Origin of the sequence: Faecalimonas sp. LCP19S3_D12 (genome assembly GCF_052121495.1) — a bacterium.
In the GTDB taxonomy this organism is placed as follows: Bacteria; Bacillota; Clostridia; order Lachnospirales; family Lachnospiraceae; genus Faecalimonas.
Genome location: NZ_JBQKED010000007.1, coordinates 16,199 through 39,393, shown reverse-complemented (window position 1 = coordinate 39,393; position 23,195 = coordinate 16,199). Strand labels below are relative to the sequence as shown.

At 40.9% G+C, this 23,195-nt stretch carries 17 protein-coding genes, 1 other RNA gene and 1 other annotated feature; all 18 genes read right to left on the bottom strand.

Going from position 1 to position 23,195, the window contains the following annotated elements; genetic code table 11:
* Positions 1–117: 117 nt before the first annotated feature.
* The 18 genes from ACTQXY_RS03405 to ACTQXY_RS03320 all read right to left on the bottom strand — a co-directional run bounded on the left by ACTQXY_RS03405 (position 118) and on the right by ACTQXY_RS03320 (position 23,190).
* Entirely contained in the window at positions 118–1,866 is a 1,749-nt protein-coding gene (locus ACTQXY_RS03405) for an NADH-dependent [FeFe] hydrogenase, group A6 (protein WP_441658301.1), read from the bottom strand.
* 16 nt (positions 1,867–1,882) lie between these two features.
* On the bottom strand, positions 1,883–3,724 hold the full coding sequence (gene nuoF / locus ACTQXY_RS03400) for an NADH-quinone oxidoreductase subunit NuoF (protein WP_441658300.1): 1,842 nt from the start codon (positions 3,722–3,724) through the stop codon (positions 1,883–1,885).
* 70 nt (positions 3,725–3,794) lie between these two features.
* Positions 3,795–4,289, bottom strand: a complete 495-nt coding sequence (locus ACTQXY_RS03395) for an NADH-quinone oxidoreductase subunit NuoE family protein (protein WP_022250842.1) — start codon at positions 4,287–4,289, stop codon at positions 3,795–3,797.
* 294 nt (positions 4,290–4,583) lie between these two features.
* Positions 4,584–5,231 (bottom strand): polyprenyl diphosphate synthase, encoded by a 648-nt coding sequence (uppS, locus tag ACTQXY_RS03390; protein WP_441658266.1) that lies wholly within the window; start codon positions 5,229–5,231, stop codon positions 4,584–4,586.
* 113 nt (positions 5,232–5,344) lie between these two features.
* The gene (gene queA / locus ACTQXY_RS03385) at positions 5,345–6,370 is read right to left on the bottom strand and encodes a tRNA preQ1(34) S-adenosylmethionine ribosyltransferase-isomerase QueA (protein WP_441658299.1); all 1,026 of its coding nucleotides are present in this window, start codon (positions 6,368–6,370) and stop codon (positions 5,345–5,347) included.
* 19 nt (positions 6,371–6,389) lie between these two features.
* Positions 6,390–7,706: a sodium-dependent transporter gene (locus ACTQXY_RS03380; protein WP_441658265.1), complete on the bottom strand. Its 1,317-nt coding sequence runs from the start codon at positions 7,704–7,706 to the stop codon at positions 6,390–6,392.
* 81 nt (positions 7,707–7,787) lie between these two features.
* Positions 7,788–9,059, bottom strand: coding sequence for a glycosyl hydrolase family 18 protein (locus tag ACTQXY_RS03375; RefSeq protein WP_441658264.1), 1,272 nt, complete (start codon positions 9,057–9,059; stop codon positions 7,788–7,790).
* 38 nt (positions 9,060–9,097) lie between these two features.
* Entirely contained in the window at positions 9,098–9,889 is a 792-nt protein-coding gene (locus tag ACTQXY_RS03370; protein WP_441658263.1) for an acyltransferase domain-containing protein, read from the bottom strand.
* 75 nt (positions 9,890–9,964) lie between these two features.
* Positions 9,965–12,382: a phenylalanine--tRNA ligase subunit beta gene (pheT, locus tag ACTQXY_RS03365; protein WP_441658262.1), complete on the bottom strand. Its 2,418-nt coding sequence runs from the start codon at positions 12,380–12,382 to the stop codon at positions 9,965–9,967.
* A gap of 170 nt (positions 12,383–12,552) precedes the next feature.
* Positions 12,553–13,572, bottom strand: coding sequence for a phenylalanine--tRNA ligase subunit alpha (gene pheS / locus ACTQXY_RS03360; protein WP_441658261.1), 1,020 nt, complete (start codon positions 13,570–13,572; stop codon positions 12,553–12,555).
* A 51-nt stretch (positions 13,573–13,623) separates the two neighbouring features.
* Positions 13,624–13,854: a binding site (T-box leader), on the bottom strand.
* Between the two features lie 30 nt (positions 13,855–13,884).
* Positions 13,885–14,706, bottom strand: a complete 822-nt coding sequence (locus ACTQXY_RS03355; protein ID WP_441658260.1) for a YhjD/YihY/BrkB family envelope integrity protein — start codon at positions 14,704–14,706, stop codon at positions 13,885–13,887.
* Positions 14,707–14,774: 68 nt separating this feature from the next.
* Positions 14,775–16,094 carry a SpoIID/LytB domain-containing protein gene (locus tag ACTQXY_RS03350; RefSeq protein ID WP_441658259.1) on the bottom strand — a complete coding sequence of 440 codons (1,320 nt, stop codon included), beginning with the start codon at positions 16,092–16,094 and terminating at the stop codon, positions 14,775–14,777.
* 122 nt (positions 16,095–16,216) lie between these two features.
* A non-coding RNA gene (gene ssrS, locus ACTQXY_RS03345) (6S RNA) lies at positions 16,217–16,398 on the bottom strand.
* Positions 16,399–16,451: 53 nt separating this feature from the next.
* Positions 16,452–18,674 (bottom strand): transglutaminase domain-containing protein, encoded by a 2,223-nt coding sequence (locus tag ACTQXY_RS03340; protein WP_441658258.1) that lies wholly within the window; start codon positions 18,672–18,674, stop codon positions 16,452–16,454.
* A gap of 10 nt (positions 18,675–18,684) precedes the next feature.
* The gene (locus ACTQXY_RS03335) at positions 18,685–19,767 is read right to left on the bottom strand and encodes a DUF58 domain-containing protein (protein WP_441658257.1); all 1,083 of its coding nucleotides are present in this window, start codon (positions 19,765–19,767) and stop codon (positions 18,685–18,687) included.
* Between the two features lie 14 nt (positions 19,768–19,781).
* The gene (locus ACTQXY_RS03330; protein ID WP_441658256.1) at positions 19,782–20,729 is read right to left on the bottom strand and encodes an AAA family ATPase; all 948 of its coding nucleotides are present in this window, start codon (positions 20,727–20,729) and stop codon (positions 19,782–19,784) included.
* A 131-nt stretch (positions 20,730–20,860) separates the two neighbouring features.
* Entirely contained in the window at positions 20,861–22,465 is a 1,605-nt protein-coding gene (gene pckA, locus ACTQXY_RS03325) for a phosphoenolpyruvate carboxykinase (ATP) (protein WP_441658255.1), read from the bottom strand.
* A gap of 380 nt (positions 22,466–22,845) precedes the next feature.
* Positions 22,846–23,190 (bottom strand): hypothetical protein, encoded by a 345-nt coding sequence (locus tag ACTQXY_RS03320; protein ID WP_441658254.1) that lies wholly within the window; start codon positions 23,188–23,190, stop codon positions 22,846–22,848.
* Positions 23,191–23,195: the final 5 nt, after the last annotated feature.

Sequence of the window (23,195 nt, the reverse complement as noted above, 5' to 3'; positions counted from 1 at the left end):
TTTTTAGATATATTGTATAAATACTTTTTTTATTTTTTGCTATAAACAGACAAAAGACAGATTACCGTGTAACAATCATCATTGTCTTATCACACAGCAATCTGCCTTTTGTCATTACTAGAGCAAATTAATCGTTCTCTTTACATAAGATGTATGTAAAATCTCATGCGCTTTATGACTTCCCGGTCTTCCCAAAAATTCTTCATATAATTTCTGAATCGAAGGATTCTCATGGGATTTTCGAATTGCTTTTTTTGCATCATTGTCATACAGTACTTTCGCACGTGCCATTCTCACATCGGTAAAGTTTCTTACATCCGCAGAAACTTGTGGCTGTCCACCGCCATTTACACAGCCTCCCGGACATCCCATAATCTCAATGAAATGATAGTCTGCTTCTCCTGCATTGACTTTGTCAAGCAGCTCTTTTGCATTTCGCAGTCCGGATGCGACTGCTACTTTCACATCCATTCCCGCTACATGGTAAGTCGCTTCTTTAATTCCATCTGTTCCTCGTACATCTTCAAAGTCCACTTTTGCGAGTTCTTCTCCCGTAAGCGTCTCCACCGCCGTCCGAAGTGCCGCTTCCATAACACCACCGGTTGCTCCAAAGATTACTGCTGCTCCTGTTGATTCTCCGAGCGGATCATCAAAATTCTCTTCCGGAAGTCCTGTAAAATCAAGTCCTGTACGTTTGATCAGTCTTGCAAGCTCTCTTGTTGTAATAGCAATATCCACATCCGGTACGCCCGCCGCATTCTGGTCCTTGCGTCCAATTTCAAATTTCTTTGCAGTACAAGGCATCACACTCACACACACGATATCCTTTGGTTCCAGCCCCATCTTTTCGGCATAATAGGTCTTTGTAATTGCTCCAAACATCTGCTGCGGTGATTTACAGCTCGACAGATTCTCTGTCATATCTGGAAAATAATGTTCACAGTATTTGATCCATCCAGGTGAGCAGGAAGTAATAAGTGGAAGTACACCACCATTTTGTACTCTGTCTATAAATTCATGCGCTTCTTCCATAATAGTGAGATCTGCACTGAAATCCGTGTCAAACACTTTGTCAAATCCGATTCTTCGAAGCGCTGCCACCATTCTGCCCTCCACGTCAGTTCCAATCGGATATCCAAACTCTTCTCCCAACGCCGCTCTTACGGAAGGCGCTGTCTGCACTACAACATGTTTTTCCGGATCGGCAATCGCCTCTAACACTTCATCTATATAATCCTTTTCTTGAAGAGCCCCAGTCGGACAGACTGCAATACACTGTCCACAAGACACACAGCTTGTATCTCCAAGACCCATCTCAAACGCCGATCCAATACTCGTTGCAAACCCTCTGTGATTCGGTCCAATCACACCGATTCCCTGTACTTTCTCACAGACTGCCGAACATCGTCTACACAAAATACACTTATTGTTATCCCGAATCATATGTGCCGCCGTTACATCTAATTCATACTCATTTTTCTCACCATCAAAATAGTCTTCCTCTGCAACTCCAAGTTCACGGCACAACTGCTGCAATTCGCAGTTCCCACTTCTCACACAAGAGAGACATTTTCTGTCATGAACAGACAAGATTAACTGCAGAGTCTTCCTTCTTGCCTCCAACACTTTCGGTGTATTCGTCCATATCTCCATCCCATCACTGATTGGATGTACACAGGATGCAACCAAAGTCTTTGCACCTTTTACTTCCACCACACAGATTCGACATGCCCCGATTTCATTAATCTCTTTCAAGAAACAGAGAGTAGGTATTTTGATTCCAGCCAAATGTGCTGCTTCCAAGATTGTAGACCCTGCCGGCGCCGACACGGCTCTGCCGTTTAATTTTATCGTTACATTTTCCATCATCTTACCTCCCCTATTACTCTTTGTAAATAGCACCAAACCGGCATTTTTCCATACATGCTCCACATTTGACGCATCTAGACTGGTCAATCATATGTACTTCTTTTACCGATCCAATAATCGCATTGTTCGGACACGTTCTTGCACAAAGTGTACAGCCTTTACATTTATCCGCATCAATTTTGTATTGCAGCAACTCTTTACAGACTCCCGCAGGGCATTTTTTATCTACGATATGTGCAATATATTCGTCCCTGAAATAGCGCAGAGTAGAAAGTACCGGGTTTGGAGCCGTCTGTCCAAGCGCGCAGAGCGAGTTATCCTTTAAGTGATAACAAAGTTCCTCCAATTTATCCAAATCTTCCATGGTTGCCTGCCCCTTTGTAATCTTATCCAAAAGTTCCAGCATACGTCTTGTGCCGATACGGCAAGGTGTACATTTCCCGCAAGACTCATCTACCGTGAATTCCAAAAAGAATTTTGCAATATCCACCATACAAGTATTCTCATCCATAACAATCAGACCACCTGATCCCATCATGGATCCAATTTCCATCAAGTTGTCGTAATCGATCGGAACATCAAGATGTTCTGCCGGAATGCATCCGCCTGACGGTCCTCCCGTCTGAGCCGCCTTGAATTTCTTTCCATTCGGAATTCCTCCGCCGATTTCTTCCACAATCTCACGAAGTGTCGTTCCCATCGGAATCTCCACAAGTCCGGTATTATGAATTTTACCACCTAACGCAAACACTTTTGTTCCTTTTGATTTTTCTGTTCCCATACCCGCAAACCATTCCGGCCCCTTTAAAATAATCTGCGGAATATTTGCCCAAGTCTCCACATTATTTAAAATCGTCGGTTTTTGGAATAAGCCTTTCAATGCAGGGAATGGCGGACGCGGTCTTGGCTCACCACGATTTCCTTCAATGGATGTCATCAATGCCGTCTCTTCTCCACAGACAAATGCTCCCGCTCCCAGCCTCAAATCAATATCAAAATCAAATCCGCTTCCAAAAATATCTTTGCCAAGCATTCCGTACTCTCTCGCCTGACGAATTGCGATTTCCAAACGTTCAATTGCGATTGGATATTCCGCACGCACATAGATGTACCCTTGTGACGCCCCGATTGCATATCCTGCAATTGTCATTGCCTCCAACACAACATGAGGATCCCCCTCGAGCACCGAGCGATCCATAAACGCTCCCGGATCTCCTTCATCGGCGTTGCAACAGACATATTTTTGATCTGCCTGATTGCCTTTTGCAAATTTCCATTTCAACCCCGTCGGGAAACCTGCTCCTCCGCGTCCTCTCAGTCCACTGTCCAAGATAACCTGAATGACGTCATCCGGTGTCATCGTCGTCAAGACTTTTCCAAGAGCCTCGTATCCGCTCGTCCCTATGTATTCTTCAATATTTTCCGGATTGATCACGCCACAGTTGCGAAGCGCAATTCGCTTTTGTTTCTTATAAAATTCCGTCTCTTGAAGCGGCAGTATTCCATCTTCACTGACCGTCTCCTGATATAAAAGACGAGTAACAATTCTTCCGTTTAACAAATGTTCCGATACGATTTCCGGAATGTCCTCTTCTTTTACCATGGAATAAAATGCGCCCTCCGGATAAACGATCATAATCGGCCCCAACGCACACAGCCCGAAACATCCTGTTTTCACGACTCCAATCTCATTTTCCAGACTATTTTTTCGAATCTCTTCATGCAGTTTTTCAATAATTTTCTTGCTGCCGGAAGAAGTACACCCGGTACCTCCGCAGACCAACACATGCTTGCGATACGGGTTATCTTCTGTCCAGACTCCGTCTTCTGAACGAAACTCTACCTGTCCCTGCATCTTTTCTTTGATTGCTTTCAATTCTTCCAGTGACTTCATGCATATCCTCCATTTCTATTTTCATACGATCCTAATCATATTTTGCTAAAATATCATCTATGTCATCTACAGTCAAACGTCCGTAGACATCATCATTTACCATCATGACCGGCGCAAGACCGCATGCCCCGACACATCGGCAGGCATCCAGTGAAAATTTACCGTCAGGTGTACACTCCCCACCCACGATTCCAAGCTTTTCCATCAGATAATTATAAATATCCCCGGAACCTTTTACATAACATGCCGTGCCAAGACAGACTGAAATGCGATATCTTCCTTTTGGATTGAGCGTAAACTGTGAATAAAACGTTGCAACTCCATATATTTTCTCCAACGGAATCTTCGTCTCATTTGAAATCATTGTCTGCACTTCTATCGGAAGATACCCGTATATTTCCTGAGCCTTTTGCAAAATGGGCATCAAAGCACCTTTATCATCCTTCAATTCCGCAATCACCTGCAATAACGCCTCTTCCTGCTCTTTTGTTCCATGAAACGGAACCCCTCCTGTTTTAGAACACATCCTGAAACCTCCTTTTACTGTAGTTTTCCGTTCTGCACCTTGTGCATCTCGATATACCACTTCATATTAACACAGATTTGTGCAAAAATCTATATTTAAGCACTTTTCTTTTATGTATTTTTACTATTATTTAAATTCATTTTTGATAATTTTTGTAATTTTATACAAAATCCTGAAATTAGACAGGCTTTAAAAGACAATAATAAAAAAAGAAACCTTGTACAAATCTTACTAGAAGAATCTACAAAATTTCTTTTTAGATAAAAATAAATTATGATCAAACTATTCCGGATGCTATCCGCCTAAAGTTACATCTTGTTTGTCATACCACCTGATTGCTTTATCAAAATCTCTTTCTTTATAATCCGGCCAAAGATTTTCTACCACATAGAAATCTGCGTAGACTGACTGCACAGGCAGCATCCCCGACAATCTTCTCATATTTCCCCAACGAATTACCAAATCAATTCGGGAAATATCCTTCGAATGTATTTGAGTCATTACATTATTCTCTTGCTCCATACCCTCTTTTCTTATCGCGCTCAAATCCCATTCCCAGCCGTAATTCACAAGAAAATTCACCTTGATATCAGCAATTCCGATTTCCTTTCTCTGTGTATATTTCAAAAGTTCTTCCGGGAAATGTACTGAGCTCGAATCTCCCACAACCAAAAGCGATACATTCCCTTCTTTTTGAATCAGCCGCACTGCATCTACGCACGCTTTTTTAAATGCATTTTGCTGCACTTTCGGCCGTTTACAATTGTCCACAGTAAACCCATAATACGTAATTTCCGCGACTCCATACTCCTTTGCTTTGCGCAGCACTTCAAGTCCCGGGTTCAGTCCGTGCTGATACCCATCTTTTTTCTCCATCTGATGTTGTGTCGCCCATCTCCTATTTCCATCCGGTATAATTGCAATATGTTTTGGAATTCTCAACGCAGTCCCTCCTAAATTTTGATACAAGGACTATTCCCATAATAACCGATATTTATTCCAATCACACAGAAAAGCCCCGGAACTTCAAGTTCCGAGACTTCATTTTTCACCGTCTATTTAATAAACATCGCATCCCCAAAGCTGAAGAAACGGTATTTTTCTTTCACAGCCTCCTCATAAGCCGAGAGCACCTGTTCTCTTCCTGCCAATGCAGATACCAACATGACCAATGTAGACTCCGGTAAATGAAAGTTCGTGATCAGGCAATCCAACACCTTAAATTCATACCCCGGATAAATGAAAATCTCCGTCCAGCCATTCGTCGCATGAAGTTTTCCATTTTTATCTGCAGCAGATTCAATTGTGCGACAGCTTGTTGTTCCGACACAAATTACGCGATGCCCGCTTTCTTTTGCACGATTAATCTTTTCAGCCGCCTCTTCCTCAATCTGATAAAATTCTGAGTGCATGTGATGCTCCAATATATTATCGACTTTTACAGGACGGAATGTTCCAAGTCCTACATGTAAAGTCACACGTGCCATCTGCACGCCTTTCTCTTCAATCTCTTTTAACAACTCCGGAGTAAAATGCAGTCCGGCTGTCGGAGCTGCCGCAGAGCCGGAATGTTTCGCATATACCGTCTGATATCTGTTTTTATCTTCCAATTGGTGTGTGATATACGGCGGCAGCGGCATCTGTCCTAATTGATCTAAAATTTCCTCAAAAATTCCTTCGTATTCAAAATGGATCAGACGATTGCCTTCTTCTACGATATCAACGACTTCACCGACTAAACGACCGTCTCCGAAACTGATTCGAGTTCCCACTTTCGCCTTTTTCCCAGGCTTTACAAGCGTCTCCCATACATCGTTTTCTTTTCGTTTTAGCAACAATACTTCTATTTTTGCATCCGTGCCGATTTTGGAACCAATCAGCCTTGCCGGAATTACTTTTGTATCATTGATAACAAGACAGTCCCCTTCCTGCAGATAATCTATAATCTCCCGGAACACATGGTGCTCCACCCTGCCAGTCTCTTTATCCAACACCAAAAGTCTTGAGCTTGAACGGTCCTCCAATGGATCCTGTGCAATCAATTCTTCCGGTAAATCAAAATAAAAATCTTCTTTTCTCATCTTTTTGAAACTTCCTTTCTTATCCAATGCCGCCATATAAAATCCCCAATATATAGACAACAATCGTCAAACCAACAAAAATATATTTTGTCATTGGCTCAAACCATTTTCCAATCTTTTTCTTTCGTCCCATCTGTACCTGCTCTCTTGCAAACCCAGGAGGGCATACCCAGAAAAACATAATTGCGGCAAGCAATGCTCCCAGTGGAATAATGTAAATTGAAACCACATCCATCCATGTGCTTACCACATCACCGGATTCAATGACAACTCCAACCGCCACAGCCACAACTGCCACAATTGCGACTGCTATCTTTCTCGATACTCCAAAGCGTTCCTGAATCGCCTCCACCGGCGTCTCAAACAAATTGATCAACGAAGTGACTGCCGCAAATAGAACTGCCACGAAAAAGAGAATACAGAAAAATGTTCCGACCGGCATCTGCTGAAATACTTTCGGCATCGTAATGAACATCAACGCAGGTCCTGCACTTGGATCTAATTGGAACGCAAACACTGCAGGCAAAATCACAAACGCTGAAAGAAGCGCTGCCAATGTATCAAAAATCGCCACGTTTCTCGCACATGCAATCACATCTTCATCTTTTTTCAGATAGCTTCCATAAACTATAGTTCCTGAACCTGCTAATGAAAGCGAAAAAAATGCCTGCCCAAGTGCATACACCCAGGTTTTTACATTTCCAAGTTCACTCCATTTTGGCTTTAGCAAAAAGGAATACCCAGATGCAGATCCTTCCAGAAAGAACACTCGCACCGCCAGTATCAGGAACAGGCAGAAAAATGCAGGCATCATAAACTTATTAACCTTTTCAATACCTTTTGCAATCCCAAACAGCATGATCGCAAACACAATCACCAAACCAAGCAGATGCCACGGAATACTTCCAAATGAAGCAGATATCTCTCCGAAGTACTCTTCCGATTTTGTTTTCATCAGACTTCCCGTCACAGATCCGACCAAAAATTTCAAAATCCATCCCACAACAACCGAATACCCGATTGCAATTCCAAGCGAACCAAGTGTCGGCACAAGTCCGACGAACTCGCCCCATCTTCCGCCTCTCATCTTCGATGCTCCGCGAAACGCCCCGATAGGACCAGCTTTCATCGCACGTCCAAACGCCATCTCACCTGCAACACCCGCAAATCCGAGCACAAAAACAAATATAAAATACGGTATCAAAAATGCAGCACCGCCACCTTCGCCTACACGATATGGAAACAGCCAGATATTCCCCATTCCAACAGCAGAGCCGATACATGCCAGCACAAAGCCAAACCGATTTTGAAATGTCTCTCTTTTTTTGTTTGTCATCTCTTTCCCCTCTTCCTCATTTGCATTTTCGCATATATAATTACATTATATATGCTTTGTTCTAAAAACGCCACCCCTTTTTCAATGAATCATCTGATTCACCAGCAGCCAGTTTGCCCGAAACGGACGCATCAAGTTCCAATACCCGACGCCACGGATATCCTTTTCTGCAGCCAGCTGCAATTTTGCATAAATACTTCTCACATCTTCAAACCAGACTTCATATCTCCTTCCACCAATTTCATAATAGAAAAACGGACTTTGATAACGCTCATCGTACTGAATCTCCACACCTCGCTCTGCCGCGATGACATTCGCCTCAACATTTCCAATCAATCTTGCTTTTGTCACCCCCCGCTCATATGGAAGTGGCCAACTGTACCCATAATTAGGAATCCCAAGCACAATTTTTTCTTTCGGAATTTCCGTGAGGGCATACTCCAACACCTGTCGGACATTTGGCAGCGGCGCTACCGGAAGCGGTGGTCCGTATGTATACCCCCATTCATACGTCATCAGAAACACCGTATTTGCACTTTGCCCCAACAGATGATAATCCATTGCCTCATACAACAGCCCTTTTTGATAAGAAGAGGTCTTCGGAGCAAGCGCCACCGACACCCGATATCCATTTTCATTCATCGTCTCCCGTAAACGATTCACAAAATCTGCATACCCTACCCGATCTTCCGGCCGAATATATTCAAAGTCCACATCTACACCTACATACCCCTTTTCTCGTACTGTCTCCAAAAGATTTTCAATCAAATTGTCCTGAACCGTCTCATTTTCCGATAATATTTGAATCAACCCACTGTTAAAGGTCCCCGTCTCCGCAAACGGCGTCAGCACCAGAATCGGTTCCACCTGCTGATTCCAAGCCTCCTGAATCACCCACGTCTCGTCAATCTGAGGTGGTATCAATTCTCCTTCTGCCGTAAATCCATAAGAAAAAATAAGTATTTCATCTATATAAAGAAGTACCTCACGCAAAATATACGGCTCAATAAACGGATATGCATACCCGCTGATCCTACCTTGCATAAGCGGTTCTCCCTCATAAGAAATGACCAAACTCTGTCCCTCTAACAAATAGGTCTGATTCAACAGAAACGGATTGTTTTGATATAGATTTTTGACCGTGATACTATATTCTTCCGCAATCTGCTCCACCGTCTGTCCTTCTCTCACAATATGAACCCGACTCGGCATCAGAATCAAAAGAGCTTGCCCCGGAACAAGATTTTGCTGCGCTGCCAGCTCATTGTCATACACAATCCGGTCAGCTGAGACATCATATAGCTGAGCGATCGAATAGATTGTCTCTCCACTTTTTACAACATGTATCGGCATGGTTATTCTCCACTTTTATTTCTTTACTTTTAATATATTCATCTATCGATAACCCCAAAACCGACTCCTGGATTTTTTCCCGATAAAATATAGTCTTTCAAAGCTCTTTGAAGGCTTGTTCTTTCTGGGTAAGTTTCTTTCTCTTCACGTATTTCTCCAAAAACTCTTTCCTCGGCCTGACGAACATGCATATTCACTTTCTGTATTTGAAACCGCTTTTGAAATTGAATAATACTTGTATTTTCATCCAGCATTTCCAAAAGCGCCGGTGATAGCAACCACGATTCACAGTCATATGTGCGGTATGATTGATCAAAAAATTTATCCGCCTGAAAAAATGCATCATCACAGGCTGTTTCAGACAGCGGTTCTCCCTCTGGCACATGTACATGAATCTGCTTTTTCTTCTCATCCAATTCAAACTGAAGCCGCCCCAACCGAAATAGTTTCATTTTCAAATGACATTTCAACCATCTTTCCTCTGTAAGTCCAATCATCTTTTTCTCTTTCACGCAATGCCAATACCAAATAGTAAAATCTGAAAAAGTATTCCAAAATATCTTATCTGATATTCCTCTTTTTACATACTGCGGATAGAGCTCTATCGCAAAACGAACGTACAGATACAAAATAAGCTGTTCTTTCTCTTGCTCCTTCTCTAGCTTTTGAAAAAATACTTGTTCATTTTCGTAAAATAATGACTTCCATTTTTGATATATTTCCCTTGTCATTTCGTATTGCAACACACATCTTTTTCCTTCTTCTGGCAATTTAATTTGTTCCATAAAATTACTAATCTGTTTTTGCATATCCACTTCACATTTGCCCATTCTCCTCTTCCTCCTACATCTAGTTTCGTCTTACACAAAAAGTACCGCCATCCGACGGTACTCTCCTTCTTTTATTTACTGTCTTAATTCAATTCCCATTTCTTCCAATGCCTTCAAGATTTTCGTCATCGCAGAAGTCACATCTGCCTCTTCCAACGTCTTATCCTTTGCACGGAACACAATAGAATATGCAACAGATTTGAATCCTGCTTTAATCTGCGCTCCCTCATAAAGGTCGAATAATTTGTAGCTTTCTAAGTAAGCGCCGCCTTTCTTCGCAATCACTTCCTCGAGCTGACCAACCAAAATTTCTTTCGGCACAACCATACTGATATCACGAGTCACTGCCGGATATTTTGCAATTCCTTCATATTTTCTGTCAAATGTAGCAAGTTCCACTACCTCCGGCATATCAATCACTGCAACATAAGCTCTTGTCCCGATTCCGTAAATATCTGCCACTTCTGGATGTACTTCTCCCAAGTATCCTACTACTTTTCCACCGTAAATGATATTTGCCTGACGTCCCGGATGCAAGAATGTCTTTCCTGCGTTTGGATCATATGTCTCTTTTTCATGCATACCGATTTTTTCAAAGAATTCTTCTACAACGCCTTTCATGCTGAAGAAATCACCTTCTCCATACATACCAAGTGTGAACTGCATACGTTCTTCCGGAAGTTCTGTGACCGGAAGCTGTTTTGGAAGATAAATATTTCCAAGTTCATACAAACGAACGTCTTTATTTCTTCTGTTATAGTTTGTCGCAAGCGATGTTAACATTCCATTCAAAGAAATTGTTCTCATAATACTGTAATCTTCTCCAAGCGGATTCATAATCTCCACCGCTTCACGGAGTTTTGAGTCCGCCGGAAGCAACAGTTTATCAAATACTTTTGGACTTTCAAAAGAATATGTCATTCCCTGACTGAATCCACAGAACTCTGCAATATTTCTGGCTACTTCCTCCACACGAAGTTTGAATGACAATTTTCCTGTTGTTGCCTCTCCCCTTGGAAGTGTTGTCGGAATATTGTCATATCCGTAAAATCTTGCAACTTCTTCTGCAAGGTCTGCAAGTCTGAATAAATCATGTCTGAATGTCGGTGTGATCACTTCTTTTGTCTCTGCATCATATTCCAAACCGATTTTTTCAAAATATCCAAGCATTTCTTCTTCTGAAATATCTGTCCCAAGCATCACATTGATTTTCTCTGCATCAAATGGAACGCGAACCGGTTCTTTTACTTTTCCATATACATCAACGGTTCCTCCGACAACTTCACCTGCACCTAATTCTTCAATCAACTGGCAGGCTCTGTCGATTGCCGCTTTCGCATTGTTCGGGTCAAGTCCCTTTTCAAATTTTCCGGAAGCATCTGTACGAAGTCCGACTTTTTTGCTTGATTTACGGATATTTGTTCCATCAAAACATGCCGCCTCAAACAATACGTTCTGCACATCATCTGTAATCATAGAGTTTTCTCCACCCATGATACCCGCGATGCCAACTGATTTTTCTCCGTCGCAGATCATTAGGACAGATTCGTCCATCTCTCTTTCCTGTCCGTCTAATGTCACAAATTTTTCTCCTGCTTTTGCTGTCTTTACAACAATCTCATTTCCGGCAATCGTAGACAGATCGTAAGCATGCATTGGCTGCCCATACTCTTCCATCACATAGTTTGTGATATCAACAAGGTTGTTGATCGGGCGGATTCCAACAGAAGCCAGTCTTCTTTGCATCCATCTCGGAGATGGTCCGATTTTTACATTTTTCACAACTCTTGCACAGTAGCGTGGGCAAAGCTCTGTGTTCTCCACAGTTACTTTAATATAATCATTGACATCTTCGTCATTTCCAGTCTCTGTCACAACCGGAGGGCAGAATTCTTTTCTAAAAGTTGCCGCTGCTTCTCTCGCAATTCCCACTACACTAAAGCAGTCCACACGATTTGATGTCACTTCGTATTCAAATACAACATCATTTCTTCCAAGTGCTTCAATCGCGCTGCTTCCAACTACTGCCCCTTCCTCGAAAATATAGATTCCGTTCTCTGGAGCCTCCGGGTACATATCTGTTGTAGATCCAAGTTCTTCGATGGAACACATCATACCAAAACTTTCCACTCCACGAAGCTTTCCTTTTTTGATTTTGATTCCGCCTTCTACAACTTTCCCATCATGGCTTCCCGCTACACGTCCACCGTCTAATACAACCGGCACCTTTGCCCCTTCAAATACATTCTTCGCTCCGGTTACAATCTGAACAGTCTCTGTTCCAACATTCACCTGGCAGACAACCAGTTTATCCGCATCCGGATGTTTCTCAATTTTATCAATCTGACCAATTACAATTTTTTCAAGGTCTGCATCCAACACCTCAAATCCCTCTACTTTTGTTCCGGAAAGCGTCATCGCATCTGTGTATTCCTGCGCTGTGACATCAAGGTCCGGCACATATGCTTTTATCCATGATAATGATGTATTCATTTTCTAAATCCTCCTAAAAATTTCTACTTTTTGGCATATCTTATCTAGCTCCAGAATTCAGCCTCTTCGATGCTGCGCAGTACGCTGTACTGCTTTCTAATTCTGTCGCGCCGCTTGCACACAGAAGTAAATACTTCGCTTCGCTCGTGCTTCCTTCTCGTGTGTGCTCGCTAGAATTGCTTTAAGAATCTAATATCGTTTTCGTATAATAATCTCATATCGTCGATTTCGTATTTCAACAGTGCAATACGTTCCAATCCTACACCGAATGCGAATCCGTTGTATTCTTCCGGATCAATTCCGCACATTTCCAGTACATGTGGATGAACCATACCGCAGCCTAAAATCTCAATCCATCCGGAACCTTTACAGAAACGGCATCCTTTTCCGCCACATTTAAAGCAGGTCACATCCACTTCAGCGCTTGGCTCTGTAAATGGGAAGTGATGTGGTCTGAATTTTGTCTTTGTCTCTGGTCCGAACAATTCTTTTGCAAATACTTCCAGTGTTCCTTTCAAATCTGCAAATGAAATGTTTTTGTCAATCACAAGTCCTTCAATCTGATGGAAGGAAGGTGAGTGTGTCGCATCCACTTCATCCGAGCGGAACACTCTTCCCGGTGCGATCATACGAATTGGAAGTTTTCCCTGTTCCATCACACGCGCCTGCACCGGAGAAGTCTGTGTACGAAGTACGATGTCTTTGTTGATATAGAATGTGTCCTGCTCATCTTTCGCCGGATGATCTGCCGGAATATTCAATTTCTTAAAGTTGTATTCGTCATACTCTACTTCCGGTCCTTCCACCACTTCATAGCCCATGCCGATAAAAATTCTTTCAACTTCTTCCAGCGCAATTGTATTCGGATGACGATGCCCAACCATGTTTTTCTTAGATGGAAGTGTAACGTCAATAACCTCTTCTTTTAATTTTGCTTCACGGATCGCTTTTTCCATTGCTGTCTTTGCATTGTTAAGAGCTGTCTCAATCTCTTCGCGAGCTTCATTGACAAGCTGACCAACCTTCGGTCTGTCCTCAGCCGCTACATCTTTCATTCCTTTTAAAACAGCTGTAAGCTCTCCTTTTTTCCCAAGGAACCTTACTTTTACATCATTTAATTTTTCCGGCGCATCTGCTGCCTGAATCTGTGCCAACGCTTCTTCTTTGATGCTTTGTAATTTTTCTTTCATCGTTTTTATCTCCTTTAATTTTTTTACTTATAAAAAGAACCCCGCCCCCAAAAAAGGGACGAGGCTATATCGCGGTACCACCCTACTTCTCACAGAAATCTCCGTGAGCACTCGGACTGCGTAACGTGCAGATACGTTATCTTCTACTTTTCTTTATATCGTTCAAAGATACAGCTCCCGTGCGAAATTCGATTCCCATTTGAACTAAAGGAAACTTCCAGCCGATGATTTCCTCTCTCTGTTAGAAAATAGTGCTCTACTAAACACGTTCCATGCCTTTTTCTATTCAAAATTCCTTTTCATTTTAACACATTAATTCGTAATGTCAAGATGTTCCTCAACCAAAACATTAATTTCTCCGCCCAAAAGCATGACATACATACAGAAATATAGCCACAGCATAATCAATACAATCGTCGTCAAACTTCCATACATATTGGAAAATCCTTTGAAAATATCCATGTAAACCGAGAAAATGAAAGATGCCAGCGTCCAACCAAACGCCGTAAACACAGCCCCCGGAAACTGATACTTCATCTTTCCCTTATGATTTGGGAGAAAACGATAAATACAGGTAGAAAATACAATCAGCACTAACAGCGTCGTAACCGTTCGAATTTCAATAATAAAATCCGTCACATACCGGAAAATCGGAACATGTTCGTTGACAAACATACTAATACTGTTACCAAATCCAAGCAGGACAAGAGACAACACAATCGCAATGATAAAAAGTACCGTGTAGAAAGCTGCCCGGATTCTCAAAAAAATATAGTTTCTTGTCTCAATTTCCTCATGAATGCAGTTCAGTCCGTTTGTGATTGCAAGCACCCCGCGCCCCGCAGACCACATCGTCATAAGTGCTGTCAAAGGGATTACCGCACGTGATTGGTTATACACTTCATTCACAATAGAAATCATTGTCGCACGAATTGTCTTCGGAAACACTTCATAGACCGCCGTCATCACATCCGCTTTTGTTACCGGCGTATATCGCACCAAAGTCAGCAAAAGCAAGATGATCGGAATCAAAGAAAGTACAAGAAAAAATGCAGACTGTGCCGCATACGCCCCTACATGGTCTCTTCCTACTTTTTCTAAAAACTCATTTACTTTTTTCATCAAGACTCTCATAAAACGATTCCTTCTCTTTTTTATCTTACGCAATCATATCACGAAACATTCTTTTCGTAAAGTGTCTTTCACCCCACCGTCACTCCCTGATAAAACAATTGTAAGATCTCTATGTATGTTTTCCCACATTTCGCCATCTCATTCGCCCCGTTCTGACTCATCCCAATTCCATGTCCGTATCCACCTCCATTTATAATATAATTTCCTTCACTTTTCTCTATTTGGAAAAACGCGCTGGGCAATAAAGTTTGACTGTCCACCACTGTCCCGTCTTGTTTTTCAATTTTGTATCCTTTCCCTCCCAAAGCTCTTCGTATCTTATTTTCGGTATCGACAGTCACGCTTCCATCATCTCCCTGTGCCACTATCTGAAGTGCCACACCTCCTGCTCCCTGCTTTGTGACCGACACATTCTGAAGCGTTCCTATTTCCGTTGCTGTGTTTAGTTCGATCAGATTAGACAATACCCCTTCCGGCACTACCGCCTTCCATCTATACCACGGGAGTTCTGCTTCATATGCATTTCCATCTTCCTTGCAAATCTCCACACTTTGCAGATACTGATTTTGTTCATCCGGCGTCGTCCCCCACGCTTCAATCCCGGTTGATTTTCCGCAGGAAGTAGAATAGTAGTAAGCAGTTACAACCTGATTCTGATACCATAATTTTTGTCCCTGCGTCTCATTTACCGCTTGAATAGCCGACTCCTGCTCCTTAGAATTCCCATACACCTGAAAAGAAGTGCTGTCATCTACATGTGCATTATATTCCGGATAAGACAATCCTTGTGTCTGATTATAAGCATAGCTTCTCGCACAGACCGCCTGTGCTTTGAGCGCTTCCAACTCGTAAGACGCCGGCATCTCACTTGGAACGACCGCATACAGATATTCCTCCAAAGGAAGTTCATTTACAAGAATCATTCCTTCCGCACTGGAAAACAATTCAAAACTTCCCCGATATGACGGTATTCCATACCCTCTATTGAGACTGGAAACTGTAATTTTATCTTCAGGCACAACAGATTCTACTTTAATCGTGCCTTTCTGAAACATCGCATCATCAGGTGTGACAGCAAACACCTCGCCTTGACCATACTCCCTTCTTTCATCTCCTGCAGTCGCAATAAGTCCCCCTTCTGCCTGAAATTTTATTTCTGCATGTGCAATTTCTTGAAATCCATTCGTTTTGATCACTACTCGAATCATCTGCGCCTGTTGCTGTGCCTTTGATTGTGCCTCCTCTTGTTGTATCTTCGGAAGCTTCGACTCAATATCAAGTTCTGTTTCTCCTTTTTTTCTTTCTGGTAACATAATCACAAGAAAAATTGCAACAACAAAAAGCATTATTCCATAATACATATATTTTTCATTCCATTTTTGTTTCACAAACTACCTCTTGTCCACTCTTTTTTATAATATATACAAAAATATCTTTTTTTATGAAACTAGTGTACTGGATTCTTTACACTAAAATAAGCAGCTACTTTCATAGCTGCTTTTCTCTTTTGTAGTCCCCCAAAATGCCGTTTTCCATATTTTGACTCCTAGCAAACGCTAGGTGGGCAACCGCATCTGCTTTTCTGCCTTCCTCTGCAAAAACCGGAGGCTTGACATATTACAGAGATATAAGAATCCCGTTTAAAGTACTGTAGGTTCAAAATAATGGAAGTATCGCACATCTCAGGTTCTTTCTAAATCTATTATAAGACATTGTGTAGCATTTTTCAACTATATTTCACAATTCTATAAAGAAATACCATACCAGTATTTCCACCAGATTTTTTTCCACAGTGTAACATCAGCAGACACTTCTTTTTTTATCTTGGAATATAGTTTTTGACACATTTGATACTCTTCTTTTTGGATTTTTTCATTCCCAAAATTTTCCCGGTAAACAAGCTCCAACATCTGTTCTGCTTCCTCTTTTTGAACACTCGGATATGCTTCACAAAGTTTCTGAACAAATTTCTCATCAACCGCCTGACTTTTTTCAATCTTTCTGGCGAGAACAAGCAATTCAAACATTGAATAAAACAAGTCTCTCAGGCGACCTCCATATCCTTTTTTTCTTCCTATTTTTCGATTTCTTCGGAGCCATATCCTCCGTCCAACAAACAGAGCAGATACCGTCAAAGGTATTATGATAACTATTCCAAAAGCAACATACTGCGGATATCCAGACGCCTCATTTTCTTTTGGCAAACCAACCCCTACTGTATTCTTCTTTGCATCCGTTTCTTCTTTCTCCTGTTCCACATTAGTATCCTGTTGCGACTCATCCTGTTGTGGTTGTTGTGTTTCTGTCTGCTCTTCTGCCTCGGCTCTGGCATCTTCAGAATAACCTGGTGTCGTTTCCACCGGAATCCACCCCCATCCCTGCACATATGCCTCCGCCCAGGCGTGTGCAGAAGCGCCCGTGACAACAGCCTCATACCTTCCCTCATCGTTCTTAACAAACGCGCTCGGTTTCACCACATATCCCGCAACATACCGAGCAGGAATCCCTCTCATGCGAAGCATCAGTGTTGCAACGGTTGCAAAATGTTCACAATATCCCTTTTTATTCTCAAAATAAAAATATTCTGCGACATCTTTCCCCTTTGGTGTCTTTCCAGGTCGAAGGCTATAGTCCGCCTGCTTGTCCAAAGTCTCTTGAATCTCTTTCATCACGCCCCAGACATCTCTTCCCATTACATGATTTGTCATCTCATTCTGAAAACTCTGTTCAATATATTGCGACACTTCTGTATCGTATTCCGATACATATTCCAAATATGCACTTTCCAGAGATGTTTCTGTACTTTCTAATTCTTGAAAGTTGAAATCTCCAAGTGGGCGATATTGAATCTCATAAGATTTTGTGTCTCCTTTCACATATAGATCAGCTACAATTTCATCTTCCTTTGTATAATATCCCCCATATGGAATATATTTATACTCTTTATTTGCACCTACATTTTTGATATGAAGTACCTCTTCTTGAACAAAATTTTTTAAGTTCTCATACAAAAGATTTCTTACTTCCTCTGTCTGCACCTTTTGTCTTGTAATCCAGCTTTCAAATTGTGTTTTCTCATCTACTTTCCATTGATTATCCTCATATACAGTGCCAATGTAACCTTGCAAATATATTTTTTCTTGCGGTTTTGTGTTAGTTGTAACTATCAGTTGTTTTTTGTCATCCTTAGCAAAAACCCCAGCTCCTCCAACCTCTCCGTCACTGACTCCTCCCTTTGCTTCTCCAAAAAGAGCCAATGATTTTTCTTCCAAGAATTGAGAAATCTGTTTGGGAACCCCATTCTTATCCTGTAAATAATCTTGAATCTGAGTCCCTTGAAAAAAACTTCCCACTCCAAATGCAACTACTGCAAGAGCCATTCCAATCACTCCCGGCTGTCTGTTTGCCTGAAATTTTCTCCCCATTTTTTCTGACACAATTCCTGGAATCACAAACAGACAGAGCGCCGTCTCTGCTATCTGCGGTACTTTTCCCACGGCAAACGGAATCAAAATACTGCTTCCTAGCAGCACAACAGAGAACCATGAATGTCTCATACACACAATACCACAGGCAAGTAACACTCCTATAATTGCCCCAAACATAAGCATTCCAAAATCTGCCGTTCCAGACACATTTCCCTTACTTCCCAAATAAATTTTCAAGTAATCTTCAATTGCTGTCAATACCTTCTCTTTTATATACCAAAATGACTCATGCACACTTTCTCTCTGTACCAAATATAAAACTAAAATACTTCCAAATGGAACAATCCAGACAACAAGTTTTCCAATCTTCTTTTTCATCAGAAAGAGCATGGTTGTAATTCCACTAAAAACCAACACAAATGAAAATACCTTCGCTCTCTGATATTCCAACTCAAACGCGTTTGTAACTGCAAGAAGTACTCCTAACACTCCCATATAGACATAAAGCAGCATCGCATAATGATGTTTCCACTTTCTCATATACGTCCTCCTATACGACAATTTCAACTGTGTGAAAAAAATTCTCCAATCCATCTTGAAGCATGTTCATTTTTTCTTTTCCATTAATTTGCAGTTGCATTCCTGTATCTATTTTCACCATTGCTGCATAGGTATCATTTTTATACGTATAACGATACTGTTCTTCCACATTTTGTTCCAGACAGTTTTTAGAAAATTTCAAAACTTCCATAATACATTCATATAAATCTTCTTCCGTTCGAACAAGAACCCTCGTAATTCCATTCTCATCTTTCTTTTTCCATACTATATAATGCACACATTCTCGTTCTAAAAGCGCTGTCGAAATGGATACTACTGCCTCCATGAACAGATTTCCGACACCATTTCTTTGCCCATCTTCCTCCAACAGCAGTACAACCGCCGCTCCTAAGGGATAACTAAATTCTTTTATATACAACGCATCTTCTCTGGCACTTAATTTCCAATGCACTTTTTGCATCCGGTCACCCGCCTGATATTCCCGAACATCATATATCTCCGCACTATCCTCTCCACTTCTATCCTGCGCATACGATTCACCATCCACCGGAAACCACTTTGTCCGGCTACTCACGATCAGGCTTACTGGATATGTTTTCGGCATCACCGTTGCAAGTAACTTTTCCTTTGACCTTTTTGCAATTGCCCAAATACCAAGCACATCATAGCAGACCATTTTTTTGATCTGAATCTCTATTTTTCCGCAGTATTCCGGAGTAATCTCACACATCAAGTGCTGTTCCTCCCTACCATTCATATACACACGATACACCGTTTTTTTCTCTTTTTCATCTGCCACATAGCGATAGCAAAACTGCACTTTGACCGGAACAGGAAATGTCATTCGATTCTTCAGACTCATCTTTACATTACACATTTCTTTTTGTTCCAACATGATTTTATCCATTGTTATATGCCCGGTAATTCCTCTTATCCCAAGCACTGCCATTACCAAGCAAAACAGTAGAAATACAACTTCTGCCATTAATACTGCAATACCAGACCGCCACTCATATAGCAAATTCAGATAAACCGTAACAGCTAGTAGCAATATATACATTCCTTTTTTCATCTGTTCTACTCCTTTTATCTATGCTTCGGATTAGGAGCTTGTACATTAATCAAAATCTCCTCTATGATTTCCTGTACCTTCACACGATTGAGCCTTGCTTTTGCATTCAACTGGATGCGGTGTCTTGCCACATTTTCAAAAATCTCCTGTACATCCTTCGGAACACAATAACTTCTTCCATTCAGGTACGCAATTGCTTTTGTCATTTTTGCAAGTGCTACAGTCCCTCGTGGACTGATACCAAGCTCAATCATTGGATGCTTTCTCGTCTCTGTGACCAATTCACCGATGTAATTATAAATCACATCGTGAATATACATTTCTTCCACTTCTTCTTGCAGCAGCGTAAGTTGCTCCGCTTTCAAAACAGATTTAATCCTCTCTGTCAAATTCCCACTTTGATTTCCTTTTACAATTTCAATCTCCTGCTCCATATTTGGATACCCAATTGTAAGACAGATAAAAAAACGGTCAAGCTGCGCTTCTGGAAGCATCTGTGTTCCGGCCGAACCAATTGGGTTCTCCGTTGCAATTACAATAAACGGATGCGGAACTTCTCTGGTTACCTTGTCAATTGTAACCGTTCCTTCCTCCATAACTTCCAAAAGTGCTGACTGTGTCTTAGGTGATGTTCGGTTAATCTCATCAGCCAAAAGAAGATTGCACATCACCGCCCCTGGTTCATAATAAAATTCTCCTCTTTTTTTATCATACATCGAAAATCCCGTGATATCCGCCGGAAGCACATCCGGAGTAAATTGTACTCTATTCTGTACAAGACTCATACTCTTCGCAAATGCAAGTGCCATTGTCGTTTTTCCCACTCCTGGTATATCTTCAATCAAAATATGACCACCTGCTAAAATTGCAGCCAAAATTTTTTTCACACATTCATCTTTTCCGATGACTGCCTTCTTTACTTCATCCATAATTGTCTGTGCCACTTCTACATATTTTACCATTTTTTGACCTCCTCTATATACTCCCAATTTTATATTTATCTTATCATGTTCTCGCATTTTATTCTATAGCACAGATGCGAAAAAACCGGGTATGCGAGGAAACATACCCGGTTTTTTATCTACCTATATTTTTATAACTGTGGACCAGCAGAAATAAGTGCTTTACCTGCCTCATTGCTTTCATATTTTGCGAAGTTCTTAATGAATCTTCCTGCAAGATCTTTTGCTTTTTCTTCCCACTCTGCAGCATCTGCATAAGTATCACGTGGATCAAGAATATTTGTATCAACTCCCGGAAGTTCTGTAGGTACTTCGATGTTGAAGTATGGAATCTTCTTTGTAGGAGCTTTCTCGATATCTCCGTTCAGGATCGCATCAATGATACCACGTGTATCTTTGATAGAGATACGTTTTCCTGTTCCATTCCATCCTGTATTAACAAGATATGCTTTTGCACCGTTTGCTTTCATCTTCTTAACAAGCTCTTCTGCATATTTTGTTGGGTGCAGTTCCAAAAATGCCTGTCCGAAGCAAGCTGAGAATGTCGGTGTAGGCTCTGTGATTCCACGCTCTGTACCTGCAAGTTTTGCTGTAAAGCCAGATAAGAAGTAGTATTCTGTCTGTTCTGGTGTCAACACAGATACTGGTGGAAGTACTCCGAATGCATCTGCTGACAGGAAGATTACATTCTTCGCTGCTGGAGCTGCTGATACAGGACGTACAATTTTTTCAATATGGTCAATTGGATAAGATACACGAGTGTTCTCTGTTACACTCTTATCATCAAAATCAATCTTTCCATTTGCATCTAATGTTACGTTCTCAAGAAGTGCATTTCTCTTGATTGCGTTGTAAATATCTGGCTCAGATTCTTTGTCAAGATTAATAACTTTTGCATAGCATCCACCTTCAAAGTTGAATACACCATTGTCATCCCATCCATGCTCGTCATCACCGATCAGAAGACGTTTTGGATCTGTAGACAATGTTGTCTTACCTGTTCCTGAAAGTCCGAAGAAGATTGCTGTATTCTCTCCGTTCATGTCTGTGTTTGCTGAACAGTGCATAGAAGCAATACCTTTCAATGGAAGATAATAGTTCATCATAGAGAACATACCTTTCTTCATCTCTCCGCCGTACCATGTGTTCAGGATAACCTGCTCACGGCTTGTAATGTTAAACATAACAGCTGTCTCAGAATTCAAGCCAAGTTCTTTATAGTTTTCAACTTTTGCTTTAGAAGCATTGTAAACAACAAAATCCGGTTCGAAGTTCTCAAGTTCCGCTTCTGTTGGCTGAATAAACATATTCTTAACAAAGTGTGCCTGCCATGCTACTTCCACGATAAAACGAATTGCCATACGTGTATCTGCGTTCGCTCCACAAAATGCATCTACTACGAATAATCTCTTATTAGAAAGCTCTTTAATTGCAAGTTCTTTACATGTATCCCAAGCCTCTTGAGATGCTGGATGATTATCATTTTTATATTCATCTGAAGTCCACCATACAGTATCTTTTGAGTTCTCATCCATAACGATAAATTTGTCTTTTGGAGAACGTCCTGTATAGATACCTGTCATAACGTTGACTGCGCCAAGTTCACTTTCCTGTCCTTTTTCAAAACCTTCCAACTCTGCTTTTGTCTCTTCTTCAAATAACACTTCATAAGAAGGGTTGTAAACTACCTCTGTAGTTCCACTGATACCATACTTGCTTAAATCAATTTTTGCCATCTTACTTCTAACCTCATTTCTTAATATAGTAGTTTGAATTTCTCCAAGTTTCACTGATTTTAATTATACATACTTCACTCATAAAGTCAATACTTTCTTGAAAGATATAACGCGTATCTAATTCATTTATTTCTATAAAAACATTAAATTTCTATAAAATAAATCTCAAAAATGCAAGATTAAAATATATTTCTTGCGTTTTTAATCCATTTTTATCTGTTTTCAATTATATTCCATTAATTTTTCAACTAATTTTGCAATTTGTTTGTCAAAAATTTCACGTTCCTATAACCCTGTCATAGATATCACTCTAAAAATGCAAACAGTCCTAAAATCACGATTAAACTTGTGATTTCAGGACCTCTCTATAGTGAAATAAATTAATAATATTTTTTCTTTAATTTCAAACTCATTCTACTGAATACAATCAGTTCAACTATAAAAATTATCATCATTACAATGTTTATATAAAATACATCTGTAATAAAACTATTAATCATATCCACCAAACCAGATAATGTCGTAACAATTGCAAACAGACACAAATGCGGGAACATCTCTTTAATATAGGCCTCTTTGTCTTTGCACTTTTTAAACTGATACTCTCGCCCCAAAAGAATATTTTGATTAATTTCACCTTTTGTCTTCATCATAATCGTCGCATATAGACAATAAATTCCACATGCAAAAACCACAATTCCAACCCAGCTTGTAACATCCGCCATGAATC

What these genes read in the sequence shown, in the direction of transcription:
- ACTQXY_RS03405 (WP_441658301.1), bottom strand. Translation starts at nt 1,866, where the DNA reads ATGGAAAATGTAACGATAAAATTAAACGGCAGAGCCGTGTCGGCGCCG.
- nuoF (WP_441658300.1), bottom strand. Translation starts at nt 3,724, where the DNA reads ATGCAGGGACAGGTAGAGTTTCGTTCAGAAGACGGAGTCTGGACAGAA.
- ACTQXY_RS03395 (WP_022250842.1), bottom strand. Translation starts at nt 4,289, where the DNA reads ATGTGTTCTAAAACAGGAGGGGTTCCGTTTCATGGAACAAAAGAGCAG.
- queA (WP_441658299.1), bottom strand. Translation starts at nt 6,370, where the DNA reads ATGAGAAAAGAAGATTTTTATTTTGATTTACCGGAAGAATTGATTGCA.
- ACTQXY_RS03380 (WP_441658265.1), bottom strand. Translation starts at nt 7,706, where the DNA reads ATGACAAACAAAAAAAGAGAGACATTTCAAAATCGGTTTGGCTTTGTG.
- ACTQXY_RS03375 (WP_441658264.1), bottom strand. Translation starts at nt 9,059, where the DNA reads ATGCCGATACATGTTGTAAAAAGTGGAGAGACAATCTATTCGATCGCT.
- ACTQXY_RS03370 (WP_441658263.1), bottom strand. Translation starts at nt 9,889, where the DNA reads ATGGGCAAATGTGAAGTGGATATGCAAAAACAGATTAGTAATTTTATG.
- pheT (WP_441658262.1), bottom strand. Translation starts at nt 12,382, where the DNA reads ATGAATACATCATTATCATGGATAAAAGCATATGTGCCGGACCTTGAT.
- pheS (WP_441658261.1), bottom strand. Translation starts at nt 13,572, where the DNA reads ATGAAAGAAAAATTACAAAGCATCAAAGAAGAAGCGTTGGCACAGATT.
- ACTQXY_RS03355 (WP_441658260.1), bottom strand. Translation starts at nt 14,706, where the DNA reads ATGAGAGTCTTGATGAAAAAAGTAAATGAGTTTTTAGAAAAAGTAGGA.
- ACTQXY_RS03340 (WP_441658258.1), bottom strand. Translation starts at nt 18,674, where the DNA reads ATGAGAAAGTGGAAACATCATTATGCGATGCTGCTTTATGTCTATATG.
- ACTQXY_RS03335 (WP_441658257.1), bottom strand. Translation starts at nt 19,767, where the DNA reads ATGAAAAAAGGAATGTATATATTGCTACTAGCTGTTACGGTTTATCTG.
- ACTQXY_RS03330 (WP_441658256.1), bottom strand. Translation starts at nt 20,729, where the DNA reads ATGGTAAAATATGTAGAAGTGGCACAGACAATTATGGATGAAGTAAAG.
- pckA (WP_441658255.1), bottom strand. Translation starts at nt 22,465, where the DNA reads ATGGCAAAAATTGATTTAAGCAAGTATGGTATCAGTGGAACTACAGAG.
- ACTQXY_RS03320 (WP_441658254.1), bottom strand. Translation starts at nt 23,190, where the DNA reads ATGGCGGATGTTACAAGCTGGGTTGGAATTGTGGTTTTTGCATGTGGA.